Genomic DNA, 25,112 nt, shown 5'->3' on the forward strand with positions numbered 1-25,112 from the left:
GCCGATCACCCGGCAAATTCTTTCAACGGATGCCGATCTGCTGCTTTCGCAACCCATCCGGTCATGTCCCGAGGAAGCTGCGATACTACTGTATCTGCGCCGGCTTGTGAAGCGAAATGTGCAAACACACAGCTTCCGGAACCGGTCATCCTTGCCGGTGAAAACCGGCCCAGCCAGGCGATGTATTGCCCGACCACAGGATGCTTCCTGACAGCCACTGCCTGCAAATCGTTGCGGGTAGTTGCTGTGTTGAGGTCGCGCATATTAAGTGACGGTGTATCCCGTGTCAAGCAGGGGTCACGAAAAATTTCCGGCGTCGGCACGTGCACCGGCGGATGCAGCACGACGAAATAGCCGGCAGCGCTTGGAACCGCGGTCATTCTTTCGCCGATGCCCTCGACAAAAGCGGTTTCGCCGAAAATGAAGAACGGCACATCGGCACCGAGCGATGCCCCAAGCTGCATCAAGCGCTCTCGGCTCAGGTCGAGCCGCCATAGCCGGTTCAGCGCCAGCAACACCGTCGCCGCATCCGAGCTGCCGCCGCCGACGCCACCGCCCATGGGCAGACGCTTGTCGACGGCGATATCGACGCCAAAGCGGCAACCGGTTTCCCGCTGCAGCAAGCGCGCGGCGCGTACGGTCAGATCGCTTTCGGCGGGGACGCCGGGCAGCGGATCGACGCGGACGATGTCGCCGTCGTCGCGCCAGCGCAAGCGGATGCTGTCGGCCAGATCGATCAGCTGGAATACCGACTGCAGCAGATGGTAGCCATCGTCACGGCGACCGACGATGTGCAAAAACAGGTTGAGTTTGGCCGGCGCAGGAAACGCGCGCCAGCCCGCCGCATCCGGCGGAAAATCGTTCAGGGTTGCCATTCGGAAATCGCGATGCGCAGGTCAAGATCGGGACGGGTCAGGTGCAGCCGGCGCGGCAGGCGCTGGCCGTCGGTACGGGGCAACCATTCGGACAATTCGATCTGCCAACCCGCCTGGAGAATCGTGCGTTTGCCATCGGCATCGCGCACCGTCGCCGGGCTGCCCGGATCGGCCTCGCCCTTGAGCCAATGCACCAGACCGTTAACCGGCACCGACCAGCCCAGTCCATCCTGCAACAGGGCATCGGCGTCGGCGGCACTCAGCACCCGGCCGTCGGCATCGCGATAGCGTGCGCCGGTCGGCGTCATCGTCAGCTCGGCTAGTGTCTGGCCCAGCGGATTATTCAGCGCCAGCCGGCTCTCGGCGGCATGCCAGGTCCAGATGAAATTGGCGTAGTCGCTACCCTGAGGCCGCTTGATGCTGACCCGGCCCAAGGCCACCAGATCGCCGGCGGCCGGCGGCGGCAAGCTGGCGCAGCCGGCCAGCAAGGCGCCGGCCAGCAGCGCAAGGCCACAACGACGACGCATCACTTCACGCCCAGCCGCTGCACCGCCTCGCGGACGATCTCATTGTCCGGATCAACTTTGGCCGCCGTATCGAAAATCTTGCGCGCCTCGGCCTTGTCGCCAAGCTGCCAGAGCACTTCGGCCAAGTGGGCACCGATCTCCGGATCGGGCATCCGGGCGTAGGCCTTCTCGAGCAGGGTCTTGGCATCATTCAGCCGGCCTTGGCGATAGCGCAGCCAGCCCAAGCTGTCGAGCACGGTCGGGTTGCCGGGCTCCTTGGCCAACGCTGCGTCGAGCAGCTTCTGCGATTCGACCAGTTTGGCCTTGTCGCCCGGGGCCGCCCGGTTGGCCAGCGTATATCCGAGCGCATTCATGCCGATGGCGCTATCGGGTTCGAGTGCCAGATAACGGCGCAATTCGGCCTCGGCCTCGGCCTGATTGCCCATCAGGTCCGAGAACAGCGAGCGGTCGTACAGCAGGTCGGTGCTCGCCGGGTAGCGCTTGAGGCCTTCGCTCAGCAAGTCGTAGCCCTTGCGGTATTGCTTCACCTCGCGCCAGATCGATGCTTCGAGCTGGATCTTCTCGATTTTCGCTTCGTCGTTCGGTGCCGGGATCGCCTTGACCTGCGCCTGCGCGCCGTCGATGTCGCCCAGTCGCGCCAGCACTCGGACGAGGCGCTTGTCGGCCGACGGTTTGAACTCGCCGTCGACGGCTTCATACCAGTCCCGCGCATCGGCAAAGCGATAGCCTTCCTCGGCGATCTGGCCAAGGTAGTAGCGGAGGTTGCCGGTCTGCTGCGGTGCCAGCTCGGTCGCGCGCGTCAGCCGCTTTTCCGCCGTGTCGAGATCGTGCGTCTGTAGCGCGACCAGACCGCTACCGGTCAGCGCCTCGAGGTTGTTCGGCTGCAGTGCGAGCATTTCGTTGTAGACACCGAGCGCCGCATCGAAACGCCCCGCCTCGACGTATTCGCGCGCCAGCGCCGAGCGCAGCGCCATCGATTTCGGCAAGGCACGTTCGGCCGAATTCAGGTAGTCGATCCGCGCCTGCGGCGTTGCCGACTTGCCCATCAACTGGGCGCGATACAGGATCGCCGGCTCCCAGTTGGCCTTGAGCCGGTTGGCCTCATCGAGCTCTTTCAAGGCGTCGTCGATACGGCCGACGTTGGCCAGCGCGACGGCACGGGCAAAGCGTGCCTCGGCCAGCTTCGGATACGGCGTGGTCAGCTCTTCGGTGAGCTTGAGCGCCGCTTCGCGATCGGTGTTCTTGTCCCAGAGCATGTGCATCTGCAGGAAGAACGGTGCGATTTCCTCGGGCTGCGCGGCCAGCAGCGCCTGAATGTGCGGCTTGGCTTCGTCGAGCCGGTTGGCGCGGATCAGCAGGCTGAGCATCACCTGTCGCGCGGCAACCGAATCGGGCACGGCGTCGATCCAGCGCTGCGCGTCGTCGCGGGCAATCGTCAGCTGGCCGCTACCGATGGCGATCTCGGTCGCGCGACGTGCAACGCGCGGGTCATTGGTCCGTTGCGCCAGATCGTGCCAGGTTTGCGCCGCCAGTTGCGGCCGATCGCGCTGTAGCGCGATGTCGCCGACGAGGAAGCGCAACATCAATTCGCTGCTCAGCGGTATCTTGGGCAGCTTGTCGTCGGGAATCGCATCGTCGTCGAGCCCCGGCGCTTCCGCGGCGGGTTCACTGGCGTTGCCGACGGCGCCCGGTGTGCCCATCGACGCGCAGGCCGACAGCCCGAACGCCAGCAGCAACGCCGACAGCAAACGCGTGGTACGAACGGCGGGCGATTTAGTCATAGCGACGATTTGGCCTGTTTTATGTTAGACAGACTGATCTTAATGAATCGGCGTCACGGCGTCCAAATGCCGGCACGCCTTACCAGTAAAGACCATGCCCGAGCTGCCCGAAGTCGAAACCACACGCCGCGGCGTTGCCCCCTATCTCGACGACGCCGTCGTACGCGAACTGATCGTCCGTGAAGCCAGGCTGCGCTGGCCGATTCCGCCCGAGTTGCCGGAACGGATAGCCGGCCAGCCGATCCGCTCGCTCCGGCGCCGCGCCAAGTATCTGCTGATCGGTTTCGACACTGGCACGGCCATCATTCACCTTGGCATGAGCGGCAGCCTGCGGGTGCTGACCGAAGCCTATCCGCCCGAAAAACACGACCACTTCGATCTGGTGCTCACCTCGGGGACACGGTTGCGTTATCGCGATCCGCGCCGCTTCGGCGCGCTGCTGTGGGCCGACGGCGACGGCAGCACGCATCCGCTGATCGCCGCGCTCGGCCCCGAGCCGCTGTCCGACGCCTTCGACGCTGCCCACCTCGCCGCAGCGCTCGCGCGCACGCGTCGTGCGGTGAAGCTGGTGATCATGGACAACCATGTCGTCGTTGGCGTCGGCAATATCTACGCCTCGGAATCGCTGTTCCGCGCCGGCGTGCATCCGGAGCGGCCGGCCGCGTCGCTGACCCCGGCCGAAACAGCCAAGCTCGCCGACGCGATCAAGGCCACGCTGGCCGAGGCGATCGCCGCCGGCGGCAGCACCTTGCGCGACTTCGTCGACTCCGAAGGCAAGCCCGGTTACTTCCAGCTCAACGCCTTCGTCTATGGCCGGAATGACACACCGTGCCGCGTTTGCAGCACGCTCATCCGGCAAATTCGTATCGGCCAGCGGACAAGCTACTACTGCCCCCACTGCCAGCGTTGACAAGCGTCGCGCGGGCGGGTGATAACAGCGGCAATATTTACAATATGAGGCCGTGCGCCCGATGAGCACCGATTACCTGCATCGCGACGAAGTCGCAGTCAACGATCCGGCCGACGCAGGCGATCGCCTCGTCGGCGACTTCCAGGCCTATAGCCAGTGGCGCGCCACGCTGACCCAGTCGGTGTCGCAACTGTCGCGCTGGCTGTCCGAACAGGACCTCGACGACGCGCAGACCCAGCTGCGCATCAACGCGCTGCAGTCCAAGCTGCGCGACGACAAACTCAAAATCGCCTTCGTCGCCGAGTTCTCGCGCGGCAAGTCCGAGCTGATCAACGCGATCTTCTTCGCCCACTACGGCAAGCGCGTGCTGCCTTCCAGCGCCGGCCGGACGACGATGTGTCCGACCGAGTTGCTCTACGACGGCAGCGAGGCCCCGTCGATCAAGCTGCTGCCGATCGAGACGCGCGCGCAGAACGTCACCACCAGCGAATACCGTCGCTACCCGGAAGAATGGACGACGATTCCGCTCGACATCGACAACCCCGACCAGTTGCTCGCCGCGTTTCGCCGCGTCGGCGAAACCCGCCGGGCACGGCTCGATGAAGCGCAGAAATTCGGTCTCTACGACGCTGGCGACATCGATCAGCAGCTCGTCGTCGGCAACGACGGCACGATCGAGATTCCGTGCTGGCGCCACGCGATCATCAATTTCCCGCATCCGCTGCTCGAACAGGGACTGGTGATCCTCGACACGCCGGGGCTGAACGCGATCGGTACCGAACCCGAGCTGACGCTGAACCTGCTGCCGAACGCACACGCCATCCTGTTCATCCTGGCCGCCGAGACCGGCGTCACCAAGAGCGACATCGACGTCTGGCGCAACCACATCGGCAAGTCGCAGGGCAGCGGTCGCGGCCGGCTGGTCGTGCTCAACAAGATCGATACGCTGTGGGACGAACTGAAATCGCCGGCCGAAACCGAAGCCGAAATCGTCCGCCAGGTCGACACCACCGCGCAGCTGCTCGGCATCTCGACGCGGCAGGTCTACCCGGTGTCGGCGCAGAAAGCGCTGGTCGCCAAGGTGCAGGACAACGCCGCACTGCTCGAGCGTTCGCGCCTGACCGCGCTGGAAACCGCGCTGTCGGAAGAGTTGCTGCCGGCCAAGCTCGACATCGTCCGTGATGCGACGGTGACCGAGGTCGAGGACATCGTGATGGCGACGCGCGGCATTCTGTCGGCGCGGCGTGACGGCGTCACCGAGCAGCTGTTCGAGCTGACCGGCCTGCGTGGCAAGAACCAAGATGTCGTCGCGCAGATGATGGACAAGGTGCAGGCCGACAAGAAGGAATTCGAACAGGGGCTGGTGCGCTTCCAGGCCTTGCGTTCGATCTTCTCGCAACAGCAGAACCAGCTGCTGACGCTGCTGGGCATGGACGCGCTGAAGGCGCAGATCGCCGGCATCCGCGCCGAGATGGAACGCAGCCTGTTCTCGTTCGGTGAAACCGGGCTGCGCGCGATCATGGACCGCTTCTTCAAGGACGTGAACGACAACATCAGCCGCGCTGCCGAACAGGTCGCCGAGGTGCAGGCGATGATGGCGGCGATGTACAAGAAGTTCAGCGACGAGCACGGTCTTGGCCAGGTGACGCCGCCGCCGTTCTCGACGCTGAAATATCACAAGGAACTGGCACGGCTCGAGAAGTCGTTCCGCGAGCACTTCAACACTGTCGGCCGGCTGCTGACGACGAGCCAGGGCCGCCTGACGCACAAGTTCTTCGAAACCGTCGCCAGCCGTGTCGTCTATGTGTTCGAGGTTGCCAACCGCGACGTCGAACACTGGCTGAAAGCGGTGATGGCGCCGATGGAAACCCAGGTGAAGGAACACCAGCTGCAACTGCGCCGCCGGCTCGAAAGCATCAAGCGCATCCACAAGGCGACCGATACGCTCGAAGGCCGGATCGAAGAGCTTGAGGACATCGACCGCCAGTTGACGCAGCAGTTGTCCGAGCTGAACGAACGTCAGCGCGCGGTGTTTGCCGTGCTCAACGGCGGCATGGTGCGCGAAGGCCGCGCGGCCTGAGATCGCCCCAAGCCTTCACCGTGAAAAAAGCCGCGCCATTGCGCGGCTTTTTGTTTGGGCTCAGCGGCCGGCGGCGCTAACATCGCCTTCATTGCCCACGGAGGAAGCCCATGTCCGCACCCGATCAAATCCAGCTGGAAATCTGCGCCGGTTCGGTTTATTCGTGTCTGGCCGCACAGGAAGGCGGCGCCGCACGCGTCGAATTCTGCGACAACCTGCTCGAAGGCGGTACGACGCCGTCGCACGGCGCCATCGCCGTCGCGCGCGACCGCTTGTGGATCACGCTCAACGTCATCATTCGCCCACGCGGCGGCGACTTCCTCTATGACGAGGTCGAATTCGAGGTGATGAAGCGCGACATCCTCGCCTGCAAGAAGATCGGTGCCGACGGCGTCGTCATCGGCCTGCTGACCGCCGACGGTGACATCGATGTCGCCCGGACCAAGGAGCTGGTCGAACTGGCCGCGCCGATGCAGGTCAGCTTCCATCGCGCTTTCGACGTAGCCCGCGATCCGCTCAAGGCGCTGGAAGACGTGATCGCCACCGGTTGCAACCGCTTGCTCACCAGCGGCCAGGCACCGAGTGCGCTCGAAGGCGTGGCAATGCTCAAGCAACTGAACGAGATCGCCGGCGACCGGCTGATCGTGATGCCCGGCGCCGGCGTGCGCGGCCACAACATCGCCGAACTGGTGCGATCGACCGGTTGCCGCGAGTACCACAGTTCGGGGCGGGCGCCACGCGACAGCGCGATGCGCTACCGCAACGCCGTGGTCAAGATGGGCGCTCCGGGCCAGGACGAATACGCGATCGTCGACACCGACGCCACGCTGGTTCGCGAGCTGGTCGCCAACGCCCACGGTGCGCTGGCCCCGTAAACCGCGCCTCAGCCAAGGATCGATCGCCAGCACCGCACGAGAGGGATGGCCGTGCTGGCGCCGCTTTCGATCAATGCGGGCCCGAGCAATGGACGCCCCGGAGCAACAGCCCGGGCACAGGGTCAAAGATCGATACGCCGGCCGGTCCGGCTGCTGGCGATACCGGCCTCGATCACCCGCATCACCGCCACGGCGTCGGACGGCATCACCGGATTCGGGCCGGTGCCAAGCAAGGCATCGCGAATGCCGGCGTAATAGGCGGTGTATTCGCCGCGCGGCAGATCGATGTGCTGCTTGCGGGTCTCGCCGTCAAACTCGGTAAACAAGGCCATCTGCCGCGCATCGAAGGCCCACGCCGGGTGGCCCGGCCGCATGCCGGCCTTGAGTTGCTCGGCCTGGCTGTCGGCGCCGTCGACGACCAGGCTGCCACCGGTGCCATGGACGAGAAAGCGGTGACCGCCGCCCACCACAAGGTTGCTGACCCCGAGCACGACGCGTAGGTCCCGATAGCCAAGCACGACGTGGACATCATCGTCGGCGAGCGCACCGTCGCGCCGCTGCGCCAGATCGGCCCAGACGGTCTGCGGCACGCCAAAGAGTTGCAGCGCCTGATCGACGAGGTGCGGACCGAAGTCATACCACAGCCCGGAACCGGGCTGCGCCGACTCGCGCCAGCGTTGCTGGACCACCGGCCGGAAACGGTCGACCCGGCTTTCGAACTGTTTGACCGCGCCGATCCGGCCCGCCGCGATCGCACTGCGAATGGCGATGAAGTCGGCATGCCAGCGACTGTTGTGGAAGACCGACAGCAGTCGCCCGGTTTGCGCGGCAAGCGCCGCCAGCGACTCGGCCTCGGCAACCGTCAGCGTGAACGGCTTGTCGACGACGACATTGCGACCGGCCAGCAAGGCCGCGCGCGCCAGCGATGCGTGGCTGTCATTCGGCGTCGCGATCACCACCAGATCGAGGTCGCGCCGGGCGATCAGCGCTTCGGCGTCGGGTTCGACCTCGACATCGGGCCAATCGGCGCTGACCGCCAGCGGCCGGCTCGATGCGATCGTCGCCAGCTTCAGGCCCGGTGTCGCAGCAATCAGCGGTGCGTGAAAAGTCTTGCCGGCATTGCCGTAGCCGATCAGCCCGACTTGTAGTTGTTTTTTCATAGCGCGGCTCCCACCTCGCGGGTCAACCGGCCCGTTCTACGCTGCCTTGCCGCCGCTGTCGCTCGGGCTTTACCCTAGCCACAACGCCTTTGGACCTGCTCATGAACATCCAGCTTCATTCTCGTATCGCCGCGCTCGACGCCGCACGCTGGAACGCGCTGGCCGGCAGCCAGACGGTGCTGCAGCTCGCCTTCCTCGACGCGCTCGAACACAGCGGCTGCGTCAGTGCCCGAACCGGCTGGCAACCGTGTCACCTGACGCTGGACGATCTCGCCGCAGCAGTCCCGCTCTATCTGAAGGGGCATTCGTTCGGCGAGTATGTATTCGATTGGTCATGGGCACGCGCGTACGAGCAGCACGGCGTCGACTACTACCCGAAGCTCGTCGCCGCCGTGCCGTTCACCCCGGTCCCCGGATCAAGACTGCTGGCATCGAACGACGCGCAACGTCTGCAACTGGCACACGGCTTGCGGGCCGCCGCCGAATCGCTCGATGCCGGCTCGGTCCATGTGCTGTTTCACGGTGAAGCCGACGCCACGGCGCTCGAAGCTGCCGGTTTTTTCCTGCGCAGCCAGATCCAGTTCCACTGGCAGCGGCAGCAAGGCTGGCGCGATTTCGACGACTTTCTCGACGCACTCAAGGCGACCAAGCGCAAGAAAATCCGCCAGGAGCGACGCAAGGTCGCCGACGCCGGTGTCGAAATCGTCCGCAAACACGGCGCGGCGATCACCGAAACAGATTGGCGTTTTTTCGCCGCCTGTTATGCCAATACCTACGACGAACACCGCAGCAGTCCCTACCTGACCCTCGACTTCTTCCTGCGGCTCTGGCGATCACTGCCCGATGCCTGCCTGCTGATCCTCGCCTATCGCGATGGCAAGCCCATCGCCGCAGCGCTCGATTTGGTCGACGGTGACCGCCTCTACGGCCGCTACTGGGGCGCGCAATGGGATGAAGCCGGTTTCGTGCCGGCTTTGCACTTCGAGCTGTGCTACTACCAGGGCATCGAATATGCGCTCGAACATTCACTGCCGGTGTTTGAAGGCGGCGCCCAGGGCGAACACAAGCTCGCCCGCGGTTTTGCGCCGGTACTGACGCGCTCGGCGCATTGGCTGCGCCACCCGGGCTTCCATCAGGCGATCGCCCGCGCCGTCCATCTGGAAACGCGTCAAATCTCGGCCGAACTCGACGGACTGACTGTCCGCTATGCAGCCCCGCTCAACTAAGCCGAACTGCGTCGCCACGCTGCCGACGCACTAAAAATTACAAAAAACGGCAGCAAAAAATAAATTATTGCGATACATGCGTACGCCGTTCGTCAGCAAGCCCGGATTGCACCGGCGCTCCTTCCTAAGCTGCAACTGAACCTGACCGATGCAGGAACAATCCGGTCAGGGATGTAGCCAGATTTGGCAAGGAGGAATGTCATGAATATCTCGATCTCACGCCCCCGCCGGCAACAAGGCGCCACCGCAATCGAGTACGCACTCATCGCGGCCCTGATTGCGATTGTCATCGCTGTAGCCGCAGCAGCGCTTGGCACCAATCTAAAAGGTATCTTCACCAAGATCGGCACTTGCATCACAACGCCTGCCTCATGCACGTAACCCTACGTTTGCAATCGAGGGTGACCAGATTTGCCTCGCCTCAAAGGCCACCCTCCTAGGCAAATCAGGTCAAACGGGAGAAACGTAAATGATTGCACAACGCCTTAGTCGTCAACGTGGAGCTACAGCAATCGAGTACGCGTTGATTGCTGCATTGATCGCCATCGTAATTGCTGTAGCTGCGGCGGCGCTCGGCACGAATATTTCCGGCTTGTTTTCGAAAATCGGCACCTGTCTGACGACACCGTCTTCCTGCGTTTGACCCATTCAACGTCAATGACACACCGAGCACCGCATCCAAATAGGCAGGGAACACACCATGCCAATACCCGCTTCGAGATCCCATCAAGGTGCCGCTGCGCTTGAGTTTGCGCTGACGCTGCCACTACTGCTACTGCTGCTCTACGGCATGGTCGCGTACTCGTTGTTGTTCGTATTGCAACAGCAACTGACGCTGGCAGCAGCCGAGGGTGGGCGTGCCGCAATGCGCTACGCCGTCGATGCCACTGCGCGTAACGCAGCCATCACCGCCGCTGTCCAGCAGGCCGTCAGCGGTTGGCCAACCACGCGACAATCCTTCCTCGACATCCATATCCAGACAGCAAGTGGCACCTGCCCGAGCAATCTCACTTGCCTCGCCATTGTCGTGAACTACCCCTACGCCGCACAGCCCATTTTGCCGTCGATGCTGGGTTTGCCCTACCCGACAACGATCAGTAGTCAGGCCGCGGTCCAGCTTGATCAGCTTGTTCTCAACTAAAAGGGAGTGCGCATATGTCGACCCGACTCAAACGCACCGCCTACGGCCTTGGCGCAATCGGTCTGGCACTGATGGGCTTTGCACTCGGCGCCCGTTGGTCGTCGGCCCACAAGCCACTGGCCAGCCAGGCGCCGCTGTATACCGTTGTCCAGGCCAGCGTCAATCTGACGCCGGGCCAGCCTGTTTCCGTGGAACAGGTCCGCGCGACCCAGCAAACCGTCGCCATCCCCGGCGCATTGACGACCGCGGAGGCCGTGGCCGGGCGACTACCGGCACGCAGCATCAGTGCCGGCGCGGTGCTCACCGAAAGCGATTTTTCGGTCCCCGGTTTTGCCGAGATGCTGGCGCCCGACGAGCGAGCGCTCGCCCTAGCCGTCGACGAAGTAAAAGCCGTCGGCAACCGCTTGCAACCGGGTGATCGGGTCGACGTCTACCTTGCGCTGCGCCGGGACGATCAGGAGGTACTGCACAGCGAAGCCAACCGTCTGCTGACCGACATTCGCGTTCTGGCATTCGGCCCCAAGGCGGTCGGTGCCAAAAGCGACCCAGCTCTACCGGGCAGCAATGATGGCGGCCAGAACGATAAGGCGCGCTCCGCAGTGCTGGCCATTCCGGCGACGGCCGTCGGCGATCTGATTCTAGGACAGCAGCACGGCCAGCTGACGCTTGTCCTGCGCGCCCCTGGGGCGAATACCGACGACGTTGCCATTCGCACCGTGTCCGAGCTGGCCGGCACGCCTGCCGGTGCCGTGCCGCTGCGCACGGTCGCGCCACCGCCGGTTCGACAAGTTGCCACCGCCGAGCGAATTGCACCGGTCAAAGCGACGCAACAGCCAGCCAACAACGAATCCGGCGTGGAGGTGATCCGTGGTAAGGGACAACAATAAAGGACTGATGCTCGCCTGCGCCGGCCTGAGCCTGGTCGCTGCGGTTGCGCAGGCCGAGAGCAGCGGCGGTACCTTGCGCATTCACGTGGGTGATATGCAGGTGGTGCCCATTCAGAAACTGCAGCGCGTCGCGGTCGCGGACCCGTCGATCGCCGACGTTCAAACCCCGAAGCAAAGGGACAGTCTGCTGGTTGAAGGCCGCAAGCCGGGCGAAACGACGATTCTGCTCTGGCAACAAGGCCAGTCTCAGCCGCAGCGCATTACCGTCAAGGTTGCCGCACGCGCGCCGACCGACGCCAGCCCCGGCATCAACTGGCATAGCGAAGGTGCTCGGCAAACGCTAGACGGCGAAATCGACGACGTCGCCCGACACAGCCAATTCGTCGGCGGACTCGGCAAGGGCGTCGACGACCGGACGGTGCTGCCTTCCGGCGGCGCAGTGCAGGTCGACATCCGCGTGGTTGAGTTCTCGCGCCACACCCTTGCGGCGGTCGGCCTCAACCTCAGCGTACTGAAAACGAGTTCCGGCTTCTCGTTCGGCTCGTTCACGCCGGGCTCACTCAACAAGGTCACAGCCAACGGCGATCTGCTGAACTTCGACAGCAGCACGCCGATCTCGTCGGCGTTCAACCTGATCGCCCGCAAGGTGACCGGTAACTGGGACATCTCCGGTGCATTGAGCCTGCTCGAATCAAACGGCTATGTGCAGGTCTTGGCCGAACCCAGTCTCGTTGCGCTCTCCGGCCAAACCGCAACCTTCCTGGCCGGCGGCGAATTGCCGATCCCGGTCGCACAGACACTCGGCACCGTGTCGATCGAGTGGAAGAAGTTCGGTATCGGTCTGGCCTTCTCGCCGACGGTGATCAACAAGCAGCGGATTGCGCTTAAGGTCGCGCCCGAAGCCAGCGAACTTGATTACTCGCGCGCGATCTTGCTCAACGGCACCGCAGTGCCGTCGGTCGTGACGCGACGGGCCGACACCACGGTCGAACTCGGCGACGGCGAGAGCTTCGTCATCGGCGGCCTGGTGTCGCGCAATCTGCGCAAGAACGTCGACAAGGTGCCCGGCCTCGGCGACATCCCGATTCTCGGTGCATTCTTCAAACGCCTCGAGGACGAGCGCGAAGATCGCGAACTACTGATCGTCGTCACACCACATCTGGTATCGCCGATTGCCCGCGATGCGAACAAGCCACCGCTCCCCGGCGATAACAGCGGCATCAACACCTCGATCTGGAAGCTCTGGCTGGTCGGCCTCGGCAAGGATCGTCAGCTCACGGGGTTCTCACAATGAACATGGCACAGTCACCGCTTGGCTCGCCGATCGGCAATGGCGCGCACACCTTCTTGCTCTACTCCAACGACACGCTACTGGCCGACCGGCTCGACCGCGCCCTGGTGGCGCTCGGCGTCGTGCTGTCACGGCATGGCGACGTCGGCGACCTGATCCGCGAAGTCAGTCTGCTCGGTCCCGACGCGGTATTGCTGGTGTTCGATGAAAACAGCACGCAAGCGCACGATGTCGCCAAGCAACTGGCCGAGTTCTACCCGGCGCTGGCGCTGATCGGTGTCGGCACGCCGACCGAGGCCGCGATGCATGCCGCGCTCAAGGCCGGCGTCGAGGAGTTCATCGACATCGGCAACCTCGCGCTGGCCAGCAGCATTGTCTACGACACACTGTGCCAGCACGACGACGGCCAGCCACAGCAGAACGGCTGCCCGATGATCGCCCTCGTCGGTGCACGTCAGGGCATGGGGACCAGTAGCGTGGCGACCGAGCTGGCCCTGCGCGTCAAGGCCAAGCTCGGTGATGGCGAGGTCTTGCTGCTCGATTGCGGCTCGCCGGTGCGCGACTGCAGCCTGTACCTCGGGCTTGAGCCCGAACTCGACATGCTCGGCGCCATCCACAATCTGGCGCGGTTCGACCGGATGATGCTGCAAACGGCGTTCTCGCGTCACACACAGGGTCTGGCCGTGCTACCGCTGCCCGCTCGAGCGGAGGAGCGCGGTGAAATCGGCGCTGCCGACGCTTTGCGGCTGTTCCGCATCCTGCGCTCCTACTTCAAGGTTGTCATCGTCGACCTCGGCTTCAGTCCTGACCCCTTGCTCGCGCAGCATCTTGTCCGCAGCGCCGACACCGTCTTGCTGGTGTGCGAGCAGGGAATCAGCGGCCTCAAGGCCAGTCTGGATTACCTGAGCCAGTGCGAAGCCGCCGGTTTCGGTACCTCGAACTGGCGGGTCGTCGTCAACCGCTACACGAGCGACCGCGTCGTCAACGCTGAACATCTGGCGCACCGCTTTGGCCTGCCGCTGGCGGCGGTCCTGCCTCACGATGCCGCGGCCCTCAACGACGCCCAAAGCTTCGGCAAACCGCTATCAACACAAGGCAAGCTCGGGCGCGAACTGGATCATCTGGCCAGCCATCTGCTGACCGAACTGGGTCTGGGCACCCCCGAGAAGCACGGCGAAACGCTGGGCCTGCGGCTATCCCGCCTCTTCGTGAAACCGGAACCCGCATGAGTACCCCCATTGGCGGCTTTCTTGGCAGCCCCGAGTTCGAGCGCATCCAGTACGCGGCGCACGACTTCCTGATCGACCGGATCACCGAACTCGGCAGCAGCTTTGCAGACTGGCCACGCGACCGGCTCATTCGGGTCGTGCGCCAGGAAGTCAGCCTGTTTATCGCCAGTCGCCAGATCGCGATCAACGAACGCGAAGTGACCGCCATTGCCGATGCGCTGATCAAGGAACTGGTCGGCTACGGGCCGATCGAGGATCTGCTGAACGACGAGGCGGTCGAAGACATCCTGATCAACGGACCGCACTCTGTCGTCGTCTCCCGCCGCGGCGTGCTAAGCAATGAACCGGTTCGGTTCCGCGACAATGAACATCTGGTCGGTTTCCTGCGCCGGCTACTGGCGCCACTCGGTCGCCGGCTCGACGAATCCAGCCCGATGGTCGACGCCCGCCTGCCCGGTGGTGGCCGGCTCAACGCCATCATTCCGCCATTGGCCGTCGATGGCGCCGCGGTATCGATCCGCAAGTTCCACAGCGGCTTCTACACCGGCGAGCGGATGGTCGAGGTCGGCGCACTGTCGCCCGAGTTGCTCGACTTCCTGGCTTATGCGGTTCGCCAGCGCTGCAATCTGCTGGTGATCGGAGCCACCAGCAGCGGCAAGACGTCAATGCTGAACGTGCTGTCGAACTACATCCCGAGCGGCGAACGTGTCATTACCATCGAAGACACCGCCGAGCTTGATCTGCAGCATCCGCACGTCGTCAAACTGGAAAGCCGTCCCGGCGGCTACGAAGGCGCCGGACAGGTCACCATTCGCGACCTGGTCCGCAACAGCCTGCGCATGCGTCCCGACCGCATCGTGGTCGGCGAGGTCCGGGGCGCCGAAGTACTGGAAATGCTGCAGGCAATGAGCACCGGCCACGACGGCTCAATGGGTACCTTGCACGCCAGCTCGGCGCTCGACGCGCTGTATCGGCTGGAAATGCTCGCCGGCTTTGCCGGTTTTGCCGGCAGCGACCTGAGCCTGCGCCGGCAGGTCGCCAGCGCCGTCGACCTGATCGTCCAGGTCGGCCGTCTGGCCGACGGCAGCCGGCGCATGCTCAGCGTCACCGAACTGACCGGCATGAACCAGGACATGGTCGCCATGCAGGAGCTGTTCCGGTTTTCAGCGTCGCCCGCGCCGCGCTGGGAACGCACCGATGCCCGCATCAGCAACGGCAAGCTGGCGGCGTGGGAGCGCATCCATGCTTAGCCTCTTCGTCCTGACCGGCGTGCTCTGCCTGATCGGCGCCGGCCTCTGCCTGTGGATCATTGAGCGCCGCGAGCGCGAGCTGCAGCGTCGGCTCGCGCATCACGCCACACCGGATGACCCATCGCTGAGTCACCGGAATGCTTTGGCACGCTGGCAACTCTGGCTATTGGCACGGCGCGACGAACTGCCACGCTATTGGGGACTCTGGCTGCTATTGCCACCGCTGACCGGCCTGATCGCACAGCGTCTGCTGGCCGGGCCCGCCGGCCTGATCGCGGCGACGTTGACGCTGGCCCTGCTGGCCGGATTTCAAGCCTACCGGGCCGCGCAACAGCGCCAGCGCGCCATCCTGCAATTACCGGCCCTGCTTGACGGCCTTGCGCGGCTCGCCTCGGTTGGCCACAGCCTGCCGCTGGCCTTTGGCAAGGTACTGGACGATACCCCCCAGCCATTGGCGGCCATGCTGCAACGTGCGCAGGCCCTGCATTCGGCGGGGATCGAGCTTGACGCGGCACTACGGCAAGCGGCCGCGCTGTACAAGATTCCCGAATTCAACCTGCTGGCGGCCGCCATGAAAGTCGCCATGCACTACGGCGGACAGCCGGAGAAACTCGTCAACCGCATCGCCACTGTGTTGCAGGCCCGACAGGCCGCGCACGAGGAACTGTTGGCATTGACGTCGGAAGTTCGCCTGTCGGCCTGGGTACTCGGTTTGGCGCCCATGGCCATCGGGGTTGCAATGGGCGCGCTGAATCACGACTACATGAGCGTGCTGTTCCACGATCCGACCGGACAGCGAATGCTGATGATCGTCATGGCCCTGCAAGTGCTCGGTGCCATCTTCCTCTACCGGCTGGCCAAGCGCGTTTAGGAGACCGACATGCTCAGCGTCATTTTCCTGCTTGCCTGGATCTTCATCGTGCTGGCTGCTGCGCTAACCGGCTTCGTACTGGTTCGCGACCTGCGTACCGAACGCCAGTTGTTCCAGCGTTTACCCATCGGCGCCGCACCGGTGCACACCGAGCGCCGTTCCCGGCTCAGCCGGCTGGCCCGCCGACTGGTGCAAGATCCGCAGGCGCTGCGTCACACACAACCAACGCGCAAATTGCTATCGGCCGCGGGTTTTCGGAACGAAGCCGATTACTACAACTACCTTGTGTTTCGCGTAGCCCTCCCGGTCCTGCTTGGCGCGCTCGCCGTTGCCGTGTTCGGCATGCAACACAAGTTCGCACTGATCGGCGCAGTCACCGCAACGATCGTCGGCATTCTGCTGCCGGAGCGACTGCTGCGCATCCGTGTACGTCAGCGTGTTGCCGCAGCGGGCAAGGAACTCCTGCTGCTGATCGACCTGCTGCGCATGCTGCAAGGATCGGGCATGGGCGTCGGGCAATCGCTACTCGTCGTCGCCGAGGAGTTCCGCCTGGTACTGCCGGTTCTGGCGCCCGAAATCGCCCTCGCCAACCAGCGCTACCAGGGCGGCCGGGATCGGCGTGAATCGCTGGAACCGCTCACCTCCCTATTCGAATCACCCGATTTTTCGGCACTGGCGCAGCTGATGGACCGGCTGGAGCGCTATGGCGGTGCCGCCGAAGAGCCATTGGCCAAATTCGGCGAGCGCCTGCTTGAGCAGCAACGCATGCAACTGAAGACGCTGATCGGCCAACTGACCGTCAAAATGACCGGGGTCATGGTGCTGTTCATGTTCCCGGCCTTGTTCATCCTGCTGGCCGGGCCCGGCATGCTGTCGCTGGTCAACACCCTTCAACACGCCGGAGCACGATGATGACCCGATCCGCCCTGGTGCTCGCCGCCCTTCTACTTGCCGCCTGCGCCCAGAATCCACAACAAGCGCAGCGGCAGATGCTCGACGAACAGGCCAAACTCGCGACCTCCCCCGCCCCCGGCAAAAGCGCCGATGCCCGCGGCACCTACGTTGCACTGGTCTCGACGCTGCTCGAGCAGAATTCGAACTATGCCGCGCTGTCGCACCTCGACGCGCTGGAGAGCAAATATGGAGCGGACGCGCAAACGCAGCTGCTGCGGGCCCGCGCCGAACGTGCGACTGGCAATACCGCCGCCGCGCAGCGCAACTACGAACAATTGCTGCAAGGCCCGCAGCGTTCGGCCGCCGAACATGGTCTGGCGCTGATCTTTGCGGGCCGGCAGCAATGGGATCAGGCCCGTCGCTACTTCGACGCTGCGAGCCGAGATGCACCGACCAATCCCTTCATCTGGAACGACCTGGGTTATCTGGCGCTGATGCGCGGCGACTGGGATACCGCAGCCCAGGCGCTGTCGCGTGCGGTCGAGCTGGCCCCCAGCGAGCCGCGTTTCCGCGCCAACCTCGCGCTCTACCGCCAGCTCAGCACCGGCTCCGCCGACCCCGATATTCCCGTCGATGTCGCAACGCGCATCCAGGGCGAAGCACGGCAATGGCAACAACCGAGCGACAGCCTGCAGCTTGCACAGACACTGAGTCCCACGCCCTAGGAGACCCTCATGAAACGCTGGCCCCTGTTCCTTCTGCTGGCCTCGGCCAGCACGTTCGCCGCCGAAAGCGAATACCGCATCGGCGACGCCACCCGCGCCTGGCTCGCGCTGCAGGTCAGCGGCGAATCGGCGTCGCCATTGCCGGCGCGATCCGAGGAAGCCGTCAAGGCCTACCAGCGCTATCAGAAAAGCTTCGAAACACCAATGCCCGGTGTAGACGTCAACGACGTCAAGACCAGTGGAGTACGCTGATGCGCGAGCAACGCGGCGGCATGATCATCGCCGTCGTCGGCTTGCTGATGCTGGCCGTGGTTTCGCTTGGCGCGATCGACATCGGCCGTATCTACGCTGAAAAACGCGAGCTGCAGAAAGTTGCCGACATGGCAGCGATGGCAGCAGCGCAATCACTGTTCCGCAGCCCGCAGGCAGCGGCACTCGCCAGCGCCGGCAGCAACGGTTTCACGCCGGACGCGACCCATACGCTGGCCCTGACCGTAGGACACTGGCAGCCGGGTCAGACCGGACCTCTCCCGGCCAGTCCGGTTGACGCTGCTCAGGTTATCGTCAGCAATACGGCATTCAAGTTATTTTTCGTCCCCGGCACCCAGTTGGTCAGCGCCGAGGCTACCGCAGTCAGTAGTGCCAGCGCGGCCTTTTCAGTTGGCAGCGGGTTGGCAAAAATCGATAGTAACAAGCAAAGCGTGCTGAATTCGCTGTTTACCAACTTGCTCGGCAAACCGGTCTCGTTGTCGATAGCCAGTTATCAGGCGCTGGCGGATTCCAGTCTTTCGGTTAGCCAGTTGGCGGCGGCACTTGCCGTCGGCAGCTATGACCAACTGGTGGGCACGCAGGTAAGTTACGAGCAGTTGCGACTGGCGATGATCAGCGCACTGAACACGCAGAACCCTGCGACAGCATCGCTCCTGCAAACGCTCAACCTCACCAGCAGTGGCGGCAGTTTCAAGCTTATCGACACGCCATCGCAACCAGGCTTGCTCAGTCTTGGCCTTGCGGACAAGACCACGGCGATGAACGCACAACTCAACGTATTGAATGTCCTGAACACCGCGCTGCAGCAATCGAACCAAAATCATTTCCTCGATCTCGGTCAACAGCTCAACCTTCCCTTGGGCGTCGCCACAATCACCGCCGACATCGGGCTGACGCTGATCGAACCTCCAGTGCTTGCCATCGGTCAACCCGGTAAGGATAGTCAGGGAAACTGGCGGACGCAGGCGCAGACCGCACAAACGCGGCTCGGACTTGTCCTTGGTATCAAGCCACTGCTGCTGCCACAAATCGACGTACCCTTGACGCTGACAGTCGCGAGCGCCACAGCATGGCTGGAGTCGGTGCAGTGCACCAGCGGCGGAGCTGCCGACGTCGTCATCGGCGTCAAACCCAGCGTTGCCTGCCAAGGCGCTAGCAACTGTCTCGGCGGCCCTGCAGGCAGTCTGAGTTTTCACATCAGCAGCAATGCCGATCTGCCGACCGACCCGCCCAAGAGCTACTACGGCGGCGCCGGACTTGGAACCTTGTCGTCGTTTCTCACGGGAACACTGAGTAGTGTCCTCGGAGCGCTAGGTGGCGTTGTCGGCGGACTACTCGGCACGATTTTGTCCCCACTTACCGCCGCACTTGATCCGATCATCAACAATCTGCTCACCACGCTCGGCATCCGGCTCAACTACGCCGACGTCACGCTGATCAGTGTCCAGTGCGGTGGTAGCGGATTGGTGAACTGATCACCCCTCGTGCATCAACGCCTTGCGCATCCGCCGCAGCCCCAGTGCGACCAGCAGCGCGACGACCGGGATGGCGATGCCGGTCGCCAGTTCCGGATCGATGTGCACGCCGACGGTTTTCAACCCCTTGGCGGCATAGCCGACCAGGCCGACGGTGTAGTAGGTGATCGCCGCAACCGACAGGCCCTCCACCGTTTCCTGCAGCCGCAGTTGCAGCTGGGCGCGCTTGTCCATCGACTCGAGCAGCGCCTGATTCTGTTTTTCGTGGGTGATGTCGACCCGCGTGCGCAGCAGAGACGACGCGCGCGCGACCCGCGCGGCAAGAACGCGCTGGCGGCGGGCGACCGACTCGCAAGTGTCCATCGCCGGGCCGAGCCGGCGATCCACGAATTCGTGGAAGGGCTGGACGCCGTGGATGCGCAGCTCGCGCAGCTCGCCAACCCGGCGCCGCACCAGCTCGTAATAGGCGTGCGCGGCCGAAAAGCGGTAGTCGGTCAGCGACAGCGCGCTCTCGATCCGTGCGGCCAGTTTGGTCAGCCGGTCGAGCAAGGCCGGTTCATCGTCCTGTCGCGCGCTCGACATCGCCGTGGTCAGCTCGGCCAGTTCGCGGTCGGCGTCGCTCAACTCGGGCGAGATGCTCTTGGCCACCGGCAAGGCCAGAAACGCCAGCATCCGGTAGGTGTCGATTTCGAACAGCCGCTGCAGCATGCGTCCGGCTTGACGCTGACCCATGCTGTGATCGATGACCAGATAGCGGGCAAAGCCATCGGCATGGATGTGGAAATCGGTGCATGCGGTGCCGCTACCCTCGCCGATCTGCGCGCCGATCAGGTCGTGGCCGTCGAAGTAGCGCGCACTGATCTCCTCCAGCGGCACCGGCAGATCGACGTCGGCCAGCAGTACTGCGTGCGTGGCCAGCAACACGTTGCCCGGCAACTGGGCGAGCCAGTCGGGCGGCAGCAGTTCGAGGGCATTGCCGGAGAATGGCTCGCCGGCTGCGCCATAGCGCGAAAATGTAAACGACGAGAATTCGGTGTGCCGCGCCCACTTGAAGCGCAGCGGGCCAAGGTCAACCGTAAAGTTCACCCGACCGGGCTCGGGCGGGGCGACGTCGAACCACGCGCACAGCTCGCCGATCAGCCAGCACTCCTGCTCGGCCGACACGTTGCGGTTCAGAAAGGCGATATAACTGAGCTGCCCCGGCGTTGCCGCCGGCTCGAACGGCCGGGCATGTGCTTCGTCGTTCAATAGCCGGCGCTGCGGGTATTCGTTGAGCTTGATGCGCATGACCACCGCCTGCCCATTGTGATGCTGAGATACGCGATCATAACGCCGACGGCATGCCGCTGGTGCGACGCAGCAAACGGTGATTCCCCTATTGCAGTGCACGCGATGCCGCGTTCGCCCGCCGGCGACGCAGCGCAGTTGACGACATGCGATTGCCGGCCGACGACTTTGCAGATCACCGCCAGCAGCCGGTCAGGCCAGGCACATACAGACGACAGACAGCACGAAGGCAAATACGTCCTTGCCGACCGCTGGTCTTGCCGTGACCGGTCGCCTCCAAACCCGGCTGCGGCGAGCTCGGCGCGCTGCATAGACTGGATCAAGCACGTACGCTCCCGCCTCAATCCGACCGGTCCGCATGTGTTTGCGATGCCGCGCAGGGCCGACACCGCCCGTCAGTAACAAGATTGCTGCCTCACCCGCCCCTGCCGTCGCCCAGCGACCTGCAGGCAGCCGCGGCACCAAGCCGCTTGGGGGTCGAGATGCGTCTATTACTCATGCTGTCATTCTGCTCGTCCATCGCGGTCGGCTCCGGCCTGGAGTCCTACCGTCGCGGTGATTACCCGGAAGCGGCGCGCCAGTTTCAAGCTGCCGCGCGTGCCGGCGATGCCAATGCCCAATACAACGTCGCCATGCTGCTGCTCAACGGCGAAGGCGTGACCCGCGACGATGCGGTCGCCGTGCAGTGGCTGCGCTTCGCCGCGGAATCGGGCTCGGCGCCGGCGCAGTTCGCGCTCGGGCGGCTGTGCGAAATCGGCCGCGGCGTGTCACGCTCGCTGACCGAGGCGACACACTGGTTCGAGCTCGCTGCACGTCAGGGTCATACCGAGGCACAGGTCAATCTGGCGACCCAGTATTTCCTCGGCCGCGGCGCGCCGCACGACATGCGTCGCGCCGCGCGCTGGTACGAACAGGCGGCCGAGGGTGGCGACATCGGTGCGCAATACATCGTCGCGACGCTATATGAACGCGGCGACGGCGTGCCCCGCGATCTGGCGCAAGCCTGGCACTGGTATCGCGCCGCAGCGCTGCAGGGCGATCCGGCCGCGGCCATCCGCGCCCGCGACCTTGGCCAGCGCATCGTCGACCGGGCGCAGTAGCCGTCAGTTCATCCAGCACTCGCGCTGCCGGTAAGCCCCCGGCGACAGGCCGGTGACGGTACGGAAGGTCCGGCTGAAGTGGCTGGGATTGTCGTAGCCGACCTTGGCCATCACATCGCCGACCGGAATCAGCGTGTCGCGCAGTAGCTGCGACGCCGCGCGCATCCGCAGCGCGACCACGTAGGCGCGCACGCTGTGGCCGGTGTGGGCGCGAAAGCCTTCGTTCAGCGTCGTGCGGTTGCAGCCCGTCACCCGCGCCAGCGTATCGACGGTGAATGATTCGGCGTAGTGGTCGTGCACCCATTGCAGCGCGCGGGCGATGCGCGCGTCACCGGGCAGCAACGGCGCCGGATCGCTCGCCTCCCATGCCGCACGCAGACCAAACAGCAGCGCAATCCATGCGGCGCGGGTCCGGCACGGCCAGCGCACGTCGTCCTGATGGCCCAGCAAGGCCCGCATCTGCGCCAGTGTCGCCACCGTCTGCGCCGCCAGCGCCGGCGACAGCTCAACGCAGCGACGCAGCGGTGATGCGCTGATGAAAGGATCGAGCACATCGGCGTCCTGCATGGCCGTGCCGACATAACTGCCGGCGCGCAATGCCACCGGCTCGAACGCATCGTTGACAACGCCCGGATGGAACACGACGCTTTCGCAGCGCAAGCCGCGGGCCGCATCGAAGACCGGCCTCAGAGTTTCGTCGAACAGCAGCACCGTCGGTGCGGCAACGAGCTGGCTGGCGCCACCGATCTCGACGCGCGCCGATCCGGCCGAGACAAAGCAGAACGCAAAACGGTCGACATCGCCGGGCGGCGGCGGCGGGCCGTCGTGCACCGCCATCGCCATCAGACGCGGGCCGAGATAGTGCCGGATGCCGGCGGTCCAGAGCAGGGAAGTATCCATGTCGCAAGCATAATCCGCCGCCCCGACAATCGCGACCGCGTCCGTCGCCGCATTACCTGCAGCGCAACATGGGCAAAACCGCAGCGGCGAAGCCGCCTCACCCCAAACGGCTGCCATGATCCAATCGCGCCCACAAAGAAAAACCGCCGCCGGGACAAGCCTGACGGCGGTTTTTAAATTGGAGCAATCGGTTAAACCTGTTCCGGCAGGCCCGCGAGCCAAAGCAGGTCACTGACGCCCGAAGCACAGAAACCGGAATGTACGTACGAGTACATGAGGATTTCGAGCATCGGACGGCAGTGAGATGCGCAGGCGCAGCGAGCCTGACGGAGCAGGTTTTTAGCGGCCGATGGCGAGACGCAACGCCAGGGCAATCCCTTCGGCCGCCTGGGCGATTTCCTTCAGCGACGGGAAGCTCGGCGCGATGCGGATGTGCGCGTCCTTCGGGTCCTTGCCGTACGGGAACGCCGCGCCGGCCGGCGTCAGCGTGATGCCGGCCGCCTTGGCCAGTTCGATGGTCTGCTTGGCAAAGCCGTTCGGCGTCACCAGATCGATGAAGTAGCCGCCCTTCGGGTAAGTCCAGCTCACGCCTTCGACGCCGCCGAGCACGGCTTCGAACTGCGCCAGCACCGCGTCGAACTTCGGCGCGAGGATGTCGCGATGCTTGACCATCAGCGCCTCGACACCGGCGCGATCCTTGAGGAAGCGCACGTGACGGAGCTGGTTGACCTTGTCCGGACCGATGCTGCGGATGCCCGACTTCTTGGTCCACCACGCGACGTTCTCGGTCGAACTGGCCAGCGCGGCCAGACCGGCACCGGCGAAGGTGACCTTGGACGTCGATGCGAACACCCAAGCGCGGTTGGCATTGCCGGCGGCGGCGCAGGCATCGATGACACCGGCGCTGACGATGTTTTCTTCGGTCAGGTGGTGGAAGCGGTAAGCGTCGTCCCACATCAGGATGAAGTCCGGTGCGGCGGTCTTCATCGCGGCCAGGCGGCGGATGGTTTCATCCGAATACACCACGCCACCCGGGTTGCTGTACTTCGGCACGTTCCACATGCCCTTGATGCTGGCGTCCGACGCGACCAGGCGCTCGACTTCGTCCATGTCCGGGCCGTTGTCGGTCATTGGCACGTTGATCATGCGGATGCCGAGCGCTTCGCAGATGCCGAAGTGGCGGTCGTAACCCGGTACCGGGCAGATGAAGGCCGGGTTCTGGCCCGCCCACGGTGCATGACCCGGCTGGCCGTAGACCATGCTGTAGATCAGCACGTCGTGCATCAGCGACAGGCTGGCGCTGCCTTCGACGACGACTTGCGGCGCCGGCACGTCGAGCAGGCTGGCAAACAGCGCGCGCGCTTCGGCCACGGTGCCGCCGTAGTTGCGGGTATCGGTGCCGTCGGCCGTCTTGTAGCCGTCGAGCGCGTCGAGCAGCGGCAGCGACAGATCGAGCTGCTCCGGTGCCGGCTTGCCGCGCGACATGTCGAGTTTGAGACCAAGTTCCTTGAACGCCTGATACTTCGACTGCACTTCCGCCAAATTCATTGCATGCCCCACGGGTAAATAGACTGGACGACGCGCGTCCGCGAAAAAAGGCGATTTTATGCCGATTTGCGGCGATCCGCACCCGCCGACTGGCCGCCCACGGCGTTCTTGCTCGCCGATTCATTGATGCTGATCTAAACTGCGCCCTTTTCCCCCCTCCGGTACAAGGCCACCATGGCGCTCAAGGCGACGATCTACAAAGCCGAACTCAATATCGCCGACATGGATCGCGGCTATTACGAGACGCACGCGCTCACCGTCGCGCAACACCCTTCGGAGACGCCGGAGCGGCTGATGCTGCGTCTGGTCGCGTTTGCCCGCCATGCCAGCGAGACCATGGCCTTCGGCAAGGGCATCAGCGACGACGAAGAGCCGGCGCTGTGGCAGAAGAACCTCGTCGACGAGATCGAGGTGATGATCGAGCTGGGCCAGCCCGACGAGAAGCGCATCCGCCGCGCTGCGCAGCGTGCCACCGAGGCTTGGGTCTACGCCTACGGCGGTACCCGCTTTGCCGACACCTGGTGGGCGCCGATGGCCGGCGGTTTCACGCGCTTCGACAATCTGCATGTGCTGGCGATCGACAACGACACGCTGGCCGCCCTCGGCGCGATGCTCGAACGCTCGATGCGCCTGCAGGTGACGATCCAGGACGGCCAGCTCTGGCTCAATGACGAAAAGACCACGCTGCTGGTCGAATTCACCACGCTGAAGTAATCCGCCGGCTCAGCGCCGGCGCTCGCGCCTGTCCCAGGCAGCGGGTTGCCGCCCGAAGCGAGGCGCCCCGGCGGAAGCCCCCTTGCGGGCTCCGGC

25 protein-coding genes are annotated in these 25,112 nt (G+C 64.4%); 18 read left to right on the top strand and 7 right to left on the bottom strand.

What is annotated here, in order from left to right; translation table 11 throughout:
• Positions 1–5 precede the first annotated feature (5 nt).
• The 3 genes from ispE to R0382_RS04165 are packed head-to-tail and all read right to left on the bottom strand — an operon-like array spanning position 6 to position 3,183.
• On the bottom strand, positions 6–875 hold the full coding sequence (ispE, locus tag R0382_RS04155) for a 4-(cytidine 5'-diphospho)-2-C-methyl-D-erythritol kinase (protein ID WP_432722565.1): 870 nt from the start codon (positions 873–875) through the stop codon (positions 6–8).
• Positions 863–1,402 carry a lipoprotein insertase outer membrane protein LolB gene (gene lolB, locus R0382_RS04160; protein ID WP_432722567.1) on the bottom strand — a complete coding sequence of 180 codons (540 nt, stop codon included), beginning with the start codon at positions 1,400–1,402 and terminating at the stop codon, positions 863–865. The genes ispE and lolB overlap by 13 nt, the downstream gene beginning before the upstream one ends.
• Positions 1,402–3,183, bottom strand: a complete 1,782-nt coding sequence (locus R0382_RS04165) for a tetratricopeptide repeat protein (RefSeq protein WP_432722569.1) — start codon at positions 3,181–3,183, stop codon at positions 1,402–1,404. Before R0382_RS04165 ends, lolB begins: the two co-directional genes overlap by 1 nt.
• Before the next feature lie 94 nt (positions 3,184–3,277).
• Between R0382_RS04165 and mutM the strand changes: the two genes are divergently transcribed.
• The 3 genes from mutM (at position 3,278) to R0382_RS04180 (ending at position 7,048) form a co-directional block, all read left to right on the top strand.
• Positions 3,278–4,093, top strand: coding sequence for a bifunctional DNA-formamidopyrimidine glycosylase/DNA-(apurinic or apyrimidinic site) lyase (gene mutM, locus R0382_RS04170; protein WP_432722571.1), 816 nt, complete (start codon positions 3,278–3,280; stop codon positions 4,091–4,093).
• A gap of 61 nt (positions 4,094–4,154) precedes the next feature.
• A complete protein-coding gene (locus tag R0382_RS04175; protein ID WP_432722573.1) occupies positions 4,155–6,173 on the top strand; it encodes a dynamin family protein in 2,019 nt (672 codons plus the stop codon).
• 110 nt (positions 6,174–6,283) lie between these two features.
• Positions 6,284–7,048: a copper homeostasis protein CutC gene (locus R0382_RS04180; protein WP_432722574.1), complete on the top strand. Its 765-nt coding sequence runs from the start codon at positions 6,284–6,286 to the stop codon at positions 7,046–7,048.
• Between the two features lie 122 nt (positions 7,049–7,170).
• Here the strand turns inward: R0382_RS04180 and R0382_RS04185 are convergent, their stop codons facing one another.
• Positions 7,171–8,208, bottom strand: a complete 1,038-nt coding sequence (locus R0382_RS04185; protein ID WP_432722576.1) for an oxidoreductase — start codon at positions 8,206–8,208, stop codon at positions 7,171–7,173.
• A gap of 101 nt (positions 8,209–8,309) precedes the next feature.
• On the opposite strand from R0382_RS04185, the gene R0382_RS04190 reads away from it, so the two are divergent.
• The 13 genes from R0382_RS04190 to R0382_RS04250 all read left to right on the top strand — a co-directional run bounded on the left by R0382_RS04190 (position 8,310) and on the right by R0382_RS04250 (position 19,467).
• Positions 8,310–9,434, top strand: a complete 1,125-nt coding sequence (locus R0382_RS04190) for a GNAT family N-acetyltransferase (protein WP_432722578.1) — start codon at positions 8,310–8,312, stop codon at positions 9,432–9,434.
• 201 nt (positions 9,435–9,635) lie between these two features.
• Positions 9,636–9,815 carry a Flp family type IVb pilin gene (locus R0382_RS04195; RefSeq protein WP_432722580.1) on the top strand — a complete coding sequence of 60 codons (180 nt, stop codon included), beginning with the start codon at positions 9,636–9,638 and terminating at the stop codon, positions 9,813–9,815.
• An 88-nt stretch (positions 9,816–9,903) separates the two neighbouring features.
• Positions 9,904–10,077 carry a Flp family type IVb pilin gene (locus R0382_RS04200; RefSeq protein WP_432722582.1) on the top strand — a complete coding sequence of 58 codons (174 nt, stop codon included), beginning with the start codon at positions 9,904–9,906 and terminating at the stop codon, positions 10,075–10,077.
• 57 nt (positions 10,078–10,134) lie between these two features.
• On the top strand, positions 10,135–10,575 hold the full coding sequence (locus tag R0382_RS04205) for a TadE/TadG family type IV pilus assembly protein (protein ID WP_432722583.1): 441 nt from the start codon (positions 10,135–10,137) through the stop codon (positions 10,573–10,575).
• Positions 10,576–10,589: 14 nt separating this feature from the next.
• On the top strand, positions 10,590–11,462 hold the full coding sequence (gene cpaB / locus R0382_RS04210; protein WP_432722585.1) for a Flp pilus assembly protein CpaB: 873 nt from the start codon (positions 10,590–10,592) through the stop codon (positions 11,460–11,462).
• Between the two features lie 7 nt (positions 11,463–11,469).
• Positions 11,470–12,756: a type II and III secretion system protein family protein gene (locus tag R0382_RS04215; protein ID WP_432722587.1), complete on the top strand. Its 1,287-nt coding sequence runs from the start codon at positions 11,470–11,472 to the stop codon at positions 12,754–12,756.
• Complete coding sequence (locus tag R0382_RS04220) at positions 12,753–13,982, top strand: AAA family ATPase (protein ID WP_432722589.1); 1,230 nt, start codon at positions 12,753–12,755, stop codon at positions 13,980–13,982. Before R0382_RS04215 ends, R0382_RS04220 begins: the two co-directional genes overlap by 4 nt.
• Entirely contained in the window at positions 13,979–15,232 is a 1,254-nt protein-coding gene (locus tag R0382_RS04225) for a CpaF family protein (protein ID WP_432722591.1), read from the top strand. Before R0382_RS04220 ends, R0382_RS04225 begins: the two co-directional genes overlap by 4 nt.
• Positions 15,225–16,103 carry a type II secretion system F family protein gene (locus tag R0382_RS04230; RefSeq protein WP_432722593.1) on the top strand — a complete coding sequence of 293 codons (879 nt, stop codon included), beginning with the start codon at positions 15,225–15,227 and terminating at the stop codon, positions 16,101–16,103. The genes R0382_RS04225 and R0382_RS04230 overlap by 8 nt, the downstream gene beginning before the upstream one ends.
• Before the next feature lie 9 nt (positions 16,104–16,112).
• Positions 16,113–17,015 (top strand): type II secretion system F family protein, encoded by a 903-nt coding sequence (locus R0382_RS04235; RefSeq protein ID WP_432722594.1) that lies wholly within the window; start codon positions 16,113–16,115, stop codon positions 17,013–17,015.
• Entirely contained in the window at positions 17,015–17,722 is a 708-nt protein-coding gene (locus R0382_RS04240) for a tetratricopeptide repeat protein (RefSeq protein ID WP_432722596.1), read from the top strand. The genes R0382_RS04235 and R0382_RS04240 overlap by 1 nt, the downstream gene beginning before the upstream one ends.
• Positions 17,723–17,731: 9 nt before the next feature.
• The gene (locus tag R0382_RS04245; protein WP_432722598.1) at positions 17,732–17,974 is read left to right on the top strand and encodes a DUF3613 domain-containing protein; all 243 of its coding nucleotides are present in this window, start codon (positions 17,732–17,734) and stop codon (positions 17,972–17,974) included.
• The gene (locus tag R0382_RS04250; protein WP_432722600.1) at positions 17,974–19,467 is read left to right on the top strand and encodes a pilus assembly protein TadG-related protein; all 1,494 of its coding nucleotides are present in this window, start codon (positions 17,974–17,976) and stop codon (positions 19,465–19,467) included. Before R0382_RS04245 ends, R0382_RS04250 begins: the two co-directional genes overlap by 1 nt.
• Here the strand turns inward: R0382_RS04250 and R0382_RS04255 are convergent, their stop codons facing one another.
• Positions 19,468–20,754, bottom strand: coding sequence for a DUF3422 family protein (locus tag R0382_RS04255; protein WP_432722602.1), 1,287 nt, complete (start codon positions 20,752–20,754; stop codon positions 19,468–19,470).
• A 482-nt stretch (positions 20,755–21,236) separates the two neighbouring features.
• On the opposite strand from R0382_RS04255, the gene R0382_RS04260 reads away from it, so the two are divergent.
• Complete coding sequence (locus R0382_RS04260) at positions 21,237–21,854, top strand: tetratricopeptide repeat protein (RefSeq protein WP_432722604.1); 618 nt, start codon at positions 21,237–21,239, stop codon at positions 21,852–21,854.
• A gap of 3 nt (positions 21,855–21,857) precedes the next feature.
• On the opposite strand, the gene R0382_RS04265 is transcribed toward R0382_RS04260, so the two are convergent.
• Both R0382_RS04265 and R0382_RS04270 read right to left on the bottom strand, forming a co-directional pair.
• Positions 21,858–22,754: a helix-turn-helix domain-containing protein gene (locus R0382_RS04265; RefSeq protein WP_432722605.1), complete on the bottom strand. Its 897-nt coding sequence runs from the start codon at positions 22,752–22,754 to the stop codon at positions 21,858–21,860.
• A 339-nt stretch (positions 22,755–23,093) separates the two neighbouring features.
• On the bottom strand, positions 23,094–24,302 hold the full coding sequence (locus R0382_RS04270; protein WP_432722606.1) for an aminotransferase class I/II-fold pyridoxal phosphate-dependent enzyme: 1,209 nt from the start codon (positions 24,300–24,302) through the stop codon (positions 23,094–23,096).
• A 174-nt stretch (positions 24,303–24,476) separates the two neighbouring features.
• Between R0382_RS04270 and R0382_RS04275 the strand changes: the two genes are divergently transcribed.
• Positions 24,477–25,016 (top strand): YaeQ family protein, encoded by a 540-nt coding sequence (locus tag R0382_RS04275; protein ID WP_432722608.1) that lies wholly within the window; start codon positions 24,477–24,479, stop codon positions 25,014–25,016.
• The last annotated feature ends 96 nt before the right edge of the window (positions 25,017–25,112 follow it).

The organism is Jeongeupia wiesaeckerbachi (assembly GCF_050916355.1).
Taxonomy (GTDB): domain Bacteria; phylum Pseudomonadota; class Gammaproteobacteria; order Burkholderiales; family Chitinibacteraceae; genus Jeongeupia; species Jeongeupia wiesaeckerbachi.